An 11,941-nucleotide genomic window follows, 5' to 3' on the forward strand; every position below is an offset into this window, starting at 1 on the left:
CCGACTCTTGCTTCCCGCAAGGGCCTCTAGTGCGGTGACCACCTATGTCGGCCGGGTTCGCACAGCATGATTCTTGTGACCTGGAGGCTGTTCCAGCGGCCTCAGAACCACAACGATCACAGCGCTGGCCGGAGAGACGGTGAAGGTATGTGGTCACAGCACTAGCGACCCGGAGACCGTCAGCCCCCGGCTTCCCAGATCCTGAGCCGCCGGGAAGCCGCCGGGAAGGCGGAGGAATCCACCCTCGACGAGGCGGGGGCGACTGCTGGGCGGATGGGGAGTCAGGGCGCGTGGACGGTCCCGGCGGCACTTCCGACCTGGCGAAGCATCCCCTCGGGCGCCATCGATCCCAGTAGTCGTTCCAGGGCCACCTCGACGTCCTCCCGCCAGCTCACGGTGTTCTTGACCTCGAGCCGCAGCCGTGGCCACCGATGGTGGGGCCGCACGGTCTTGAAGCCGACGGCGAGCAGATAGTCGGCAGGCACCACACACCGGGCACCTTCGCCTTTCAGGTCGCCGAACGCCTCGATGGCACGGAAGCCGCGCCGGAACACGTCCTTGGCGATCGCCTGGACGAGGATGCGTCCCAGGCCCTGTCCGGCGAAGTCGTCCAGGATCTTCACGGTCATGAGCAGGACGGCGTCCGGGCTGACGGGACTGGTCGGAAACGCGACCGACCGGGGCACATACGCCGACGGCGCGTACATCGCGAAACCGGCCGAGACACCGTCCACATATATGATCTTTCCGCAGCTTCCCCACTCGAGGAGAGTGGAGGACACCCACGCCTCTTTCTCCAGTTCGGTGCCCCCGGACTCCTCGGCTCGACTGCGAGCAACCGGATCAAGCTCCCAGAAGACGCATCGACGGCATCGCCCCGGTAGGTCGTCAATATTGTCAAGGGTGATGTTGGCGATGCGACGGCTCATAGTTCGACGTTCCACCCAGCCCGGGTCCCGGCAGCAACGACACCGCTGACATCTCTCACAGGGCCAGACTAGCTCGACTTCTCGGATCTTCGCCGGCGTGTCCCGGATCCGCCCGGCCATGTCGACTCCGCCAGCCGGCGGGCCCCCGGCAGTATGATCATGATTTTTCGCACTCGGGGTTCCTCCCGGATCCGATCTCCGGAAGCTGATCCGGGAGGTCCGAGAGGAGCAAGTCCCCGGGTCGCTGTAAGGTTCCACGTGAAACAGCGGTAATCGAACGAGGCGGTAGCCGCTGGACCGGAGGAAGCCGAAGGGTCCGTCCCAGCCTGGGACGCCGCTGAACAACGGCGTCCGATCAGCGATCCGGACTTCCTGCCGGGTCGGCTTCCCGAGCTGGGAGGTTCGCATCGACCGCCGGCCGGCAGGGGCGACAGGCTTGCTCTCGGTTCCGATCACCGTCGTGTACAGACCGCCCTTGGTCGGCAGGGCGACAGGAGGCCCGGATAGTGGTGTTCCATCCGGGCCGACGGCACGGGTCTCCGGCCGTTCTCATCCGGCCGTGGAAGCGGTTCCCGACGCCGTCATCACCGCGACGATCCGCTCCAGATCCTCAATGCTTCCGAACTCGACCGTAATCTTTCCTTTGCTCCGGCCCATGTCGACCTTCACTCGCGTGTCGAACTGGTCGGACAAGCGGGTCGCAAGCTTGTGGAGGGCCGGAGAGGTGACCCGCGGGCCGCGGGGAGGCGTCCGCCGTGGCCCTTCCTCGCCCATTGCCACGATCTCCTCGACAGCCCGAACGGACAGACCCTCGGCAACGATGCGGGTCGCGAGCCGGTCCTGCGCCTCGGGATCCTCCAGCGACAGCAGAGCCCGGGCATGGCCAGCGGAGAGCACCCCGGCTGCCACCCGTCGCTGCACGGCAGGCGGCAGACCCAGCAGTCGAATCATGTTGGTGACGTGGGATCGCGAGCGTCCGAGCTTCCCGGCGAGTTCCTCATGGGTGGCGCCGAAGTCGCGTAGGAGCTGCTCGTACGCGGCTGCCTCCTCCAGCGGATTGAGCTGTTGGCGGTGGAGGTTCTCCAGCAGGGCGTCCCGGAGCATGGCGTCGTCAGCGGTGTCCCGCACGATGGCGGGAATCTGGCTGAAGCCCGCGAGTCTGGACGCCCGCCAGCGCCGTTCACCCATGACCAGTTCGTAGCGTCCGGGCATGATCTCACGGACGACGATGGGCTGGAGCAGGCCGACTTCGCGCAGGCTTGCGGCTAGCTCCTCCAGGGCCTCCTCGTCGAAGTGTGTCCGCGGCTGGCGGGGATTCGGCGTCACCGAATCGACCGGGACCTCCCGGAAGATGGCGCCATGGACGGGCCCGGGCCCTGACGGCAGCCCGAAACCGTCGTTGACGTCCGCGACATCCATCGCGGTCGGAATCAACGCTCCCAGCCCTCGCCCCAGCCCACCCCGACGCGCAGTCACAGTCCCACCCCATTCGGCTCGAAGCCCCGCTCGGCGATTTCGCGCGCGGCAGCCAGGTAGGACAGCGACCCTCGTGAAGCAGGGTCGTAGGTCAGGACTGACCGGCCATAACTCGGCGCCTCGGCGATTCGCACATTACGCGGAATAGTCGTGCCCAGGACGCGGCTGCCGAAGTGCTCCTTGACCTCGTGTACGACCTGGTCTGCGAGCCGCGTTCGCGAGTCGTACATGGTCAGGATGATGGTGGACAACCGCAGTTCCGGATTGAGATGTGCTTGCACGAGTTCGACGTTACGCAGAAGCTGCCCCAGCCCCTCGAGCGCGTAGTACTCGCACTGGATGGGGATCAGGAGCTCCTTGGCGGCCACCAGAGCGTTGACGGTGAGGAGCCCAAGGCTCGGTGGGCAGTCCACCAGGATGTAGTCGACGTCCTGTCGCAGCCCGGTAATTGCCCGCCGCAACCGGGTTTCCCGCGCCACCACCGACACCAGCTCGATCTCCGCACCGGCAAGGTCGATCGTGGCCGGGGCGCAGTACAGCCCGTCAGCCTCGGATGACCTGACGATGACCTCGTCGAGCGGTCGATCCCCGAGGAGCACCTCGTAGATGGACGGGACACCGGAGCGGTGGTCGACCCCGAGCGCTGTCGACGCGTTGCCCTGCGGGTCCAGGTCGATGCACAGGACCCGACACCCGTGCATGGCCAGGGCCGTGGCGAGATTGACCGTCGTGGTGGTCTTCCCCACCCCGCCCTTCTGGTTCGCCACGGTGATGATGCGCCGTCGCGTAGGCCGGGGAAACGGCCGTCGTCGTTCCATTGTCAAGGCTTCCACTGCCGCTGCCGCCGCCGCTCCGATAGGGGTGGATGGATCATTGGTATCCAGCGGCGGGTCGGCGGGTTGAAGCCCGGTTTTCGCCACGCGCATGGATCTGTTGCTTCCCCCCGGCGCTGTTTCACGTGGAACGTGTGTGTCCACGTGCACGTTGCGCCTCCCGTCCTCGCCGTGCTTCACGCGTTTTCCCACTTCCCTGCCGGCGTTCAGGCTGTAGTAGGGCGTGGACTGCGCGCAATACGGTGGCCGGCTCCGCCACCCGTCCGACTCCGCATTTCACGACTTCCACATCGCGCCAGCCCTGGGCCTCCAGTTCACCTCGCGCGACCGACAACTCCTCGACAACACGCGAACCGCGCAGTGCAAGCATGACACCGCCCGGTTTCACCATTGGCACGAGCATCGCGCCCAACCGTCCCAGGGGCGCGAGGGCTCGTGCAACACAAACATCAAACGCGTGGCCCTCCACGGTAGCGGCGGCATCGGGCGCGCGTCCGCGAACCACCGTGACTCGCCCCTCAAGTCCGAGCCCGGACACTGCCTCGTGAAGAAACACGCAGCGGCGTTGCATCGGTTCGAGAAGGGTCACCCTCAGATCGGGACGAGCAAGGGCAAGCGGTATCCCGGGTAGCCCGGCTCCGCTACCCACGTCCACGACGGTCGCGGCGTGACCGACAACCTCTTCGACGACCGCGCTGTTGAGTAGGTGACGTTCCCAGAGCCGGTCGGCCTCGCGAGGACCGATCAGTCCGCGTTCGACGCCGGCGGTGGCAAGGAGGTCCGCGTAGACACAGGCAAGATCAAAACCATCCCCGAAAACTCCGGGGGCGACAGACGGAGGACCGTACACAGGCAGCATGCGACCAGCATGCTCGCCGATAAGATCTGGGGACCGTCCTGGTCGGGGAGCAGCCAGTCCTGCCCGGCCACCGCGGGACCGCCGTGACCTCCTGGTGCCCGGCGTCACCACAACGCCGGTGTCCGGCACCAGAACGAACGCCCGTTCGATTTTCCGGCAAAAACACAAGGCCGAACAGCGTCATGAAGAACATGTGAGCTATCCAGCCGCTGCCGTACATCGGCGTCAGAGCAACCAAGTGGACACCGGCGTACAGAACGTCATGCGGCTCTCGGCCACGCGATGCATCACAACCCACCGATCACCCGTGCCCGGACCGATCCAACGTCGTGACGGTGACCCAGCTGAAGCGTACAAGTGCTGTAAGTGACAAGATCAACCGGTATGGGTGGTATGGGGGATCCCTTGGAAAACGTGCCCACAGTGGATGGGCAGGACGAAGAATCGACGCCACAGCGGGACTTCTTCGTGTCCTACGCCAGGACCGATGGACGAAGATGCGCCTGACCGGTACCGGTGGTGGCTGTCATCATCGGACGTCAGTCCGGCCCGGAAGTCCGCTGTCCGAGCCGGTGGGCGTCAGACTGCCAGCACCGGCCGACCCCACAACGTCAGCTCGCGGGCAGGACAACCACCCGGCGCTGGGGCTCCTCACCCTCGGACTCGCTGACGACGCCGTCGATCGTCGCGATCAGGTCGTGGACGACCTTGCGCTCGAACGGCGTCATCGGCTTGAGCTTCTCCGGTCGAGCGGCCGACTTCACCCGCTCGGCAACGGCCGCGGCAAGGTCACGCAGCTCGGCCCGACGCCGCGCACGATGACCGCCGACATCGAGCATGAGCCGGCTGCGGACGCCGGTCTTCTGCAGCACCGCCAGCCGAGTGAGCTCCTGGAGCGCTTCCAGCGTTTCCCCCTGGGCACCCACGAGGAGGTCGAGTCCGTCCCCGACGACCGCGACGACAGCCCGCTCTCCCTCGACGTCCAGGTCGAGGTCGCCGTCCATGTCGACGATGTCGAGCAGCGCCTCCAGATAGTCGGCTGCGATCTCCCCTTCCTGCTCCAGGTCGGCGATCCGTCGCCGGCTGCTCGCCACCGCCGAGGCAGGGCTGTGGTCCCGATCCGGCCGGACCGACTCCGGCCCGTCCGGGTCCGGCTGGGAGGTGGCCGGCGCGGACGGGCCGCCGGCCTGTTCGACCTCGGCGACCTCGATGTCGGCGGCCAGGTCAGGTGCGGAACCGGTCATCGGAACAGCTCCTTCAAGGGGGGGCGTCTGCGGATCGCAAGTCGGGCGGGCTCGGACCCGGTCACGGCAGGGGTGGTCACCGCCGGCCTCCGGGTCGTCCGCCCTTGCCACGCCGCTTGGCGGGCCGGGAACCACCCGGAGGCCGGCGGGCGCCCGCCGTGGCGTGGGGCTTTCCCGCACCCGCCTGAGCTTCGTCGCCGGACGGGGTCCGCTTGTCCTGGGTGGACCCGTTCTGCGCCTGCACCGGCTGCGGTGACACCTCGCCGGTGGCGACCTCGCCGGCCTTCGAAGCATCGGATGCCTTCGACGGCTGCGAAGGCTGTGCCGGCTGCGAGGACTGCGAGTTGCCTCGGGGAGAGCGGGTTCCCGGCGGAGCCTTGCTCACCGCCCTGTTGGAGTTCACCGCCTTGTCGGTGCCGTTCACCGTCTTGTCGGGCAGTACGGCGGACGATCCTGTGGACGGCGCGGTTACCCCTGGCGCCGGCCGGTTCTTGGCCTTGGCGGTGGGACGGGCGCCGGGTGCCGGGCGGGTCGGCGCCGGCTGCGGCGCCTTGTTCTTCGTCCCGGTTGCGGCCGCCGACCGGGTACTCGGCACACGTCCGCCGGCACCCTGCACAGACAGCGGTGGCATCTTTTTGATCACGAAGAACTGCTGGCCCATGCTCCACAGGTTGGTGGTCAGCCAGTACAGCAGGACCGCGATCGGGAACTGGAAGCCGAACACCGCGAGCATCACCGGGGATCCGTAGAGCAGGACCTTCTGCACGATTGCCTGCTGCGGGTCGACCGGCCCGGTCCGCGCCATGATCTGTCTTTGGGTGAGGAACGTCGTCGTACCCATCAGGACGATCAGCGCGACAGCGAAAATCTTGACGTTCGTCCCGTTCGCCTGGACGAACTCCAGGAAGCTGGACGACGAGGTGAACGAGGTGGACAACGAGACACCGAGCAGCTTGGCCTCGGCGATCTGCTGCACCTGCTGAGCGGTCAACCCGACCCGTGGTGCCCACTCCAGCACGCCACCCGGCCGGTCAACCGGCTTGAGATGGCTGAAGACATGGAACAGCGCGATGAACAGGGGGATCTGCAGCAGGATCGGCAGGCACCCGAGCAGCGGGTTGCCGTGCTCCTTCTGCAACGCCATGATCTCGGCGTTCATCCGCTGCCTGTCGTGGCCGTGCTTGTCCTTGATCTCCTTGATCTTCGGCTGCATCAGCTGCATCGTCCGCTGGGACTTCACCTGCTTGACGAACAGCGGAAAGATCACGATTCGGACACAGATCACCAGCAGGACGACCGACAGTGCCCACGCGAAGAAGCTGTCGCGGCCGAAGATCGGCCCGAAGCCCTTGTGGAAGAAGACGATCGCGTTCGCCGCGAGATGGTAGAGGGGATCCAGCACTGGTTCGTCTCCTTAAGCCCTCGTGCCACAGCGGGACGCGGTCGGCTTGGGCGGGTTCGGCTGCGGGTCCAGCCCTTGGTCCGGCCACGGATTCGCGCCCTGTTCGCCCTGTTCACCGGCTGGCACGCCAAGCCGCCCGTGATCAGGCGAGGTGCTGGCACGCACCGGCACCGGGTCGTAGCCGCCGGCCGACAGCGGCTGGCAGCGCAGCAGCCGGCGAGCCGCCAGCAGACCACCACGGACTCCGCCGTAACGACGCACCGCTTCGAGCCCATATGCGCTGCAGGACGGCTCGAACCGGCAGACCCCCGCGTTACGCGCGGACCAGGCGGCCCGATAGAAAACAATGATCATGCGTAACGCCCAGGCAAGGGGACTGCGTACCGCGCCGTCCCGGCTGCGAGACATCCGTGGGGCGAGCCCTGCGGCCAGACGGGTGGTGGCGAGCAGGTCGATCACGATGACCAGGCCCGCGGCCAGCAGAACGCCACCGCGGCTCATCGTGGCTGCCGGCCCGCGGTGCTGGCGGTGCCGATGACGCCGGTGGGTCCCGCGACCGGGGCGAGCCGGGCAGAGCGGTTGTGCAGGCCTCGGTCGAGAGCTCGCCCCAGCTCGTCCGAGGACGCGGTGGCGCCCTCCGGTAAGGCCCGCACAATCATGAGCGTCCCGGCGGGGATGCGGTCGAGGCGGGCACGCACCTGCTCCCGAAGCCGTCTGCGGACGCGGTTGCGCACGACCGCGTTGCCCACCTTGCGTCCCACGACAAAACCGACCCGTGGCGCAGGGGCGACGGTTGGTTCCGGCGCGCCATCCACGGTCTGGTTATCCACAACCAGGCTGTGGATAACCAGTGGACCGCTGCGGGTCCGGCGTCCAGCGCGACCGACCTGGGCGTGCTCGGCCCTGGTCCGGACGCGGTTCCGAACGGGCAGCATGACGCGGGAGGGATCGGGTGCGCGAGCGGATCTCAGGCGGACAGCTCGCTGCGACCCTTGCGACGACGGGCCGAGAGCACGGCACGACCGGCGCGGGTCCGCATCCGGAGCCGGAAACCATGCGTCTTGGCACGCCGACGGTTGTTCGGCTGGAAGGTGCGCTTGCTCACAGAGGACTCCGGACGCCAGACGGGCAAAGGACAACGATAGCGACGGAAACGGTACAGAACGCAGTGGAGACACACACCGAACAGCGCGCTGTCGCCGCAACCCGACGCTTGAGACTATCAAGCCCCGCCGCACCGGGGCGGGCCGGCAGCGGGCCGGCAGCGGGCCGGCAGATGCCAGCCGGCCGCGGGGGACCCGCGGGGGACATTGGGGGCGGCGCAGGAGCGGCTCGACCGGTGCGGTGTCATGGTCGTACACAGCTTGTGGACGACCATGTGGAGAACTGACCCCGCCAGGGCCGGCCGCAGCCGTCCGTCCCTGCCCGTCCACCCGTCCGACGCCTCCGGAGGAGCCTGCCTCGTGACAGACCTTAGCGCCGACCCCTTCGCCGGCATGTCAGGCAGGGTGCCTGTCGAGGAACCGGATCTGTCCGCCGTGTGGGAACAGGCCGTTGCCGGAGTCGCGGACGGCACCCTGTCGGCCCAGCAGCGGGCGTGGCTGCGCCTGACCCGCCCACTCGGCCTCGTCCAGGACACGGCGCTGCTCGCGGCGCCGAACGAGTTCACCAAGGACCTGCTCGACTCACGCCTCCGGCCATTTCTGTCCACAGCTTTGTCCACAGCCTATGGACGAGAGATCCGGGTGGCGGTCACCGTCGAGCACCTGCCGGATCCGGAGCCGATGACCGGACCGATCAGCCTTCCGGTGTCGGCGCCCACCGCGTCCGCGCCGTCTGCCGCGTCCGAGGCCCGGATCACACCGGGCCTCGGACGCGATCCGGCGCCCCGGTCCTACGAGCCGGCCCGGCTGAACCCCCGCTACGTGTTCGAAACGTTCGTCATCGGTGACAGCAACCGGTTCCCGCACGCGGCTGCGGTGGCTGTCGCCGAGGCGCCCGCAAAGGCCTACAACCCGCTGTTCATCTACGGGGACTCCGGGCTCGGCAAGACCCACCTGCTGCACGCGATCGGTCATTACACACTGAAGCTGTACCCCGAGTCACGGGTGAAGTACGTCAGCTCGGAGGAATTCACCAACGACTTCATCAACTCGATCCGGGACGACCGGCAGCAGGCGTTCCAACGTCGCTACCGGGACGCCGACGTGCTCCTGGTCGACGACATCCAGTTCCTGGAGAACAAGGAACGGACCCAGGAGGAGTTCTTCCACACCTTCAACGTCCTGCACGACACCGAGAAGCAGATCATCATCACCTCCGACCGGTCCCCCAAGCAGCTGTCCGCCCTGGAGGACCGGCTGCGCAGCCGGTTCGAGTGGGGTCTGATCACCGATGTCACCCCGCCCGACCTGGAGACCAGGATCGCGATCCTGTCGAAGAAGGCTGCGACCGAGCGGCTGCCGGTTCCCGGCGACGTGCTGGAGTACATCGCGACCCACATCGAGCGCAACATCCGTGAGCTGGAGGGCGCGCTGATCCGGGTGGCGGCGTTCGCGAGCCTGAACAAGTCGCACGTCGACCGGACGCTGGCCGAGATCGTCCTGCGGGACCTGATCCCGGACGCGGCCGACCCGGAGATCACCGCAGCAGCGATCATGAATGCGACCGCGACCTACTTCGGCGTGTCCATGGAGGATCTGTGCGGCACGTCCCGCAGCCGGGTGTTGGTCACCGCCCGGCAGATCGCCATGTACCTGTGCAGGGAGCTGACCGACTTGTCATTGCCGAAGATCGGCCAGCACTTCGGTGGACGGGATCACACCACGGTGATGCACGCCGACCGGAAGATCCGGGGACTGATGGCCGAACGCCGGGCGATCTACAACCAGGTCACGGAACTGACCAACCGCATCCGGGCTCAGACCCGTCAGGCATAGACGGGGCAGATCGGGGGTAGAGACGGTGCGGCAGCAGCCGGATCCGCTCCCACGTGCCTGTGGAGTCTTGTGCACAGCTTGTGGAAAACTCTGTGGAATCCGTGGGCGGTCGCCCGTTCGGTCTGTGCGTAACCGGGGACAGGCTGTGCGGAAACTGTGTACAGCCAGGGGACAGACTGCGCACAACCGGGGACGAGCAGGGGACAAGCAGACCGGCGGTGGAAATCCACAGGAGCTGGGCACAGCGGTTTCCACAGCATCCGCACCGTCCGGTTAGGCCCTTGAGCTGCGAAAACACGGGTTGTCCCCAGTATCCACCGGCCCTACTGATACGACGAACTAGATCATTTTTTAGAGAACACATCCACAAGAAGTTGGGCCTGGGGACAACGCCTCATGATCGGAACCGGATTGCCATCCGGGAGTTCGTCACATACGGGAGGCTGCCGGCTGCGATTCCGGGCCCTGCCGCGAGCCTCGAACCGACGCCTGCGATGCTGGAACGCCTCACCGGATGCGGGCGGCACGACAACGGTCGAGTCTGTGAACGTGTTCGCAGACCGCTGGCGGCATCCCGGCGGGACTCGTGCCTGTCACAGCGCAACCGACGTGACAGGTCACTGTGGTCACGAGGACGAACGGTTCAGAAGGGCGAATCATGAGGTTCCGGGTTGAACGGGATGACTTCACCGATGCCGTGGCGTGGACGGCGCGCACACTGCCGACCCGTGCGACCTCCCAGCTTCAGGTCCTTGCCGGCCTTATGCTGGACGCGACCGGCCCGTCACTGACGGTCGCAGCCTTCGATTACGAGGTCGCCGCCCAGTCCGGAGTGGACGCGACAATCGAGGAAGAGGGCCGGGCCTTGGTCTCCGGCAAGCTTCTCGCCGAGATCACCAGAGCCCTTCCGTCGGCGCCGGTCGACCTGTACACCGATGGCGCGCGCGTGGTCCTCACCTGTGGTAACGCACGTTTCACCCTGCCGACCATGTCGGTGGACGATTATCCGGCGCTGCCGCCGATGCCGCTGGTCACCGGCCACATCGAGGGCGCGGCGTTCGCCGGGGCAGTGTCCCAGGTCGCCGTCGCCGCGGGCAAAGACGACACCCTGCCCGTGCTCACCGGCGTGCGGGTCGAGATCGATGGCGACGTACTCACCCTTGCCGCTACCGATCGTTACCGACTGGCGGTCCGGAAGCTGAAATGGCGGCCGGCGACCGAGACGGCCGACGGCGTGGCCATGGTGCCGGCGCGTACGCTGAGCGAGACAGCGAAGTCACTGTCAGGGACCGGCGTGGAGGTGGCGATCTCGCTCGGCTCAGGTCCCTCCGGGGAGGCGCTGGCCGGTTTCTCCGGTGGTGGCCGCCAGACCACCACCCGTCTGGTGGACGGTTCGTTCCCTCCCTACCAGCGGTTGCTACCCGACAGCTCACCACTGACCGCCCAGGTCGAGATCTCCCCGTTCGCCGAGGCCGTGAAACGCGTCGCACTGGTCGCCGCCCGCACCGCCCCGGTCCAGCTGGGCTTCTCTGCGGATCATCTGGTCCTGGAGGCCGGTGTCGGTGGTGAGGCCCAGGCCCAGGAGACGTTGCCGATCGCCTACGACGGGCCGCAGCTGTCGATCGCCTTCAACCCGGCATACCTGCTGGACGGTCTGGGCGCGCTGGAATCCGATGTCGTCCACATCGGGTTCGCCAGTGCCGACGACGCGGACGAGGCGTCCAAGAAGCCCGCGATCCTCACCGGCAAGGCGCCTGACGACGGCGAGGTCCCCGACTACCGGTACCTGCTCATGCCGATCCGGCTGTCCGGGTGACGTGCATCTCACCCACCTGTCGCTGGTGGACTTCCGGTCCTATCCGGCGCTGGACCTCCTGCTTGCTCCCGGGGTGAACACGTTCGTCGGGTCCAACGGGCAGGGCAAGACCAACCTGCTGGAGGCCGTCGGCTACCTGGCGACACTTGGCAGTCACCGGGTAGCCGCGGACGTCCCTCTGATCCGTGAGGGTGCCACGAGCGCCGCGCTGCGCGCCCGGATCGTACGGGGCGACCGCGCGGCACTGGTCGAAATCGAGATCATCCCGGGTCGGGCGAACCGCGCCCGGCTCAACCGCGCTCCCCTCGCCCGGCCTCACGACGTCCTCGGTCTTCTGGTCATGGTGTTCTTCGCCCCGGAGGACCTGGCGCTGGTCAAGGGTGATCCGGCCGGACGCCGGCGATTCCTCGACGATCTTCTGGTGGCCCGCACGCCTCGCCTCG

Annotated in this window: 12 protein-coding genes; 3 read left to right on the top strand and 9 right to left on the bottom strand. The window is 67.3% G+C overall.

Going from position 1 to position 11,941, the window contains the following annotated elements:
- Nucleotides 1-281: 281 nt before the first annotated feature.
- The 9 genes from DD1DGNOD_RS26170 to rpmH form a co-directional block, all read right to left on the bottom strand.
- Nucleotides 282-929, bottom strand: a complete 648-nt coding sequence (locus tag DD1DGNOD_RS26170) for a GNAT family N-acetyltransferase (RefSeq protein WP_131771234.1) — start codon at nucleotides 927-929, stop codon at nucleotides 282-284.
- Between the two features lie 549 nt (nucleotides 930-1,478).
- Nucleotides 1,479-2,405: a ParB/RepB/Spo0J family partition protein gene (locus DD1DGNOD_RS26175; protein ID WP_131768955.1), complete on the bottom strand. Its 927-nt coding sequence runs from the start codon at nucleotides 2,403-2,405 to the stop codon at nucleotides 1,479-1,481.
- Nucleotides 2,402-3,331 carry a ParA family protein gene (locus DD1DGNOD_RS26180; RefSeq protein WP_283234761.1) on the bottom strand — a complete coding sequence of 310 codons (930 nt, stop codon included), beginning with the start codon at nucleotides 3,329-3,331 and terminating at the stop codon, nucleotides 2,402-2,404. Before DD1DGNOD_RS26180 ends, DD1DGNOD_RS26175 begins: the two co-directional genes overlap by 4 nt.
- A gap of 28 nt (nucleotides 3,332-3,359) precedes the next feature.
- On the bottom strand, nucleotides 3,360-4,097 hold the full coding sequence (gene rsmG, locus DD1DGNOD_RS26185) for a 16S rRNA (guanine(527)-N(7))-methyltransferase RsmG (protein WP_131768957.1): 738 nt from the start codon (nucleotides 4,095-4,097) through the stop codon (nucleotides 3,360-3,362).
- Nucleotides 4,098-4,708: 611 nt separating this feature from the next.
- On the bottom strand, nucleotides 4,709-5,341 hold the full coding sequence (locus tag DD1DGNOD_RS26190; protein ID WP_131768958.1) for a protein jag: 633 nt from the start codon (nucleotides 5,339-5,341) through the stop codon (nucleotides 4,709-4,711).
- A 76-nt stretch (nucleotides 5,342-5,417) separates the two neighbouring features.
- Nucleotides 5,418-6,743, bottom strand: a complete 1,326-nt coding sequence (yidC, locus tag DD1DGNOD_RS26195) for a membrane protein insertase YidC (RefSeq protein ID WP_131768959.1) — start codon at nucleotides 6,741-6,743, stop codon at nucleotides 5,418-5,420.
- Between the two features lie 12 nt (nucleotides 6,744-6,755).
- The gene (gene yidD, locus DD1DGNOD_RS26200; RefSeq protein WP_131768960.1) at nucleotides 6,756-7,244 is read right to left on the bottom strand and encodes a membrane protein insertion efficiency factor YidD; all 489 of its coding nucleotides are present in this window, start codon (nucleotides 7,242-7,244) and stop codon (nucleotides 6,756-6,758) included.
- A complete protein-coding gene (gene rnpA / locus DD1DGNOD_RS26205; protein WP_131768961.1) occupies nucleotides 7,241-7,678 on the bottom strand; it encodes a ribonuclease P protein component in 438 nt (145 codons plus the stop codon). The genes yidD and rnpA overlap by 4 nt, the downstream gene beginning before the upstream one ends.
- 32 nt (nucleotides 7,679-7,710) lie before the next feature.
- Nucleotides 7,711-7,848, bottom strand: coding sequence for a 50S ribosomal protein L34 (gene rpmH / locus DD1DGNOD_RS26210; protein ID WP_013871596.1), 138 nt, complete (start codon nucleotides 7,846-7,848; stop codon nucleotides 7,711-7,713).
- 358 nt (nucleotides 7,849-8,206) lie between these two features.
- Between rpmH and dnaA the strand changes: the two genes are divergently transcribed.
- The 3 genes from dnaA to DD1DGNOD_RS26225 form a co-directional block, all read left to right on the top strand.
- Nucleotides 8,207-9,682: a chromosomal replication initiator protein DnaA gene (dnaA, locus tag DD1DGNOD_RS26215; protein WP_131768962.1), complete on the top strand. Its 1,476-nt coding sequence runs from the start codon at nucleotides 8,207-8,209 to the stop codon at nucleotides 9,680-9,682.
- A 658-nt stretch (nucleotides 9,683-10,340) separates the two neighbouring features.
- Nucleotides 10,341-11,498 (top strand): DNA polymerase III subunit beta, encoded by a 1,158-nt coding sequence (dnaN, locus tag DD1DGNOD_RS26220; RefSeq protein ID WP_131768963.1) that lies wholly within the window; start codon nucleotides 10,341-10,343, stop codon nucleotides 11,496-11,498.
- A 1-nt stretch (nucleotide 11,499) separates the two neighbouring features.
- Nucleotides 11,500-11,941 (top strand): AAA family ATPase (locus tag DD1DGNOD_RS26225; protein WP_131771235.1); only part of this gene is annotated, 442 nt, incomplete at its 3' end.

Source organism: Candidatus Protofrankia californiensis, assembly GCF_900634765.1.
GTDB lineage: Bacteria > Actinomycetota > Actinomycetes > Frankiales > Frankiaceae > Protofrankia > Protofrankia californiensis.

Excerpts from the sequence above, each read along its gene's own strand:
- DD1DGNOD_RS26170 (WP_131771234.1), bottom strand. The coding sequence starts at position 929 with ATGAGCCGTCGCATCGCCAACATCACCCTTGACAATATTGACGACCTA.
- DD1DGNOD_RS26180 (WP_283234761.1), bottom strand. The coding sequence starts at position 3,331 with ATGCGCGTGGCGAAAACCGGGCTTCAACCCGCCGACCCGCCGCTGGAT.
- rsmG (WP_131768957.1), bottom strand. The coding sequence starts at position 4,097 with ATGCTGCCTGTGTACGGTCCTCCGTCTGTCGCCCCCGGAGTTTTCGGG.
- DD1DGNOD_RS26190 (WP_131768958.1), bottom strand. The coding sequence starts at position 5,341 with ATGACCGGTTCCGCACCTGACCTGGCCGCCGACATCGAGGTCGCCGAG.
- yidD (WP_131768960.1), bottom strand. The coding sequence starts at position 7,244 with ATGAGCCGCGGTGGCGTTCTGCTGGCCGCGGGCCTGGTCATCGTGATC.
- rnpA (WP_131768961.1), bottom strand. The coding sequence starts at position 7,678 with ATGCTGCCCGTTCGGAACCGCGTCCGGACCAGGGCCGAGCACGCCCAG.
- dnaN (WP_131768963.1), top strand. The coding sequence starts at position 10,341 with ATGAGGTTCCGGGTTGAACGGGATGACTTCACCGATGCCGTGGCGTGG.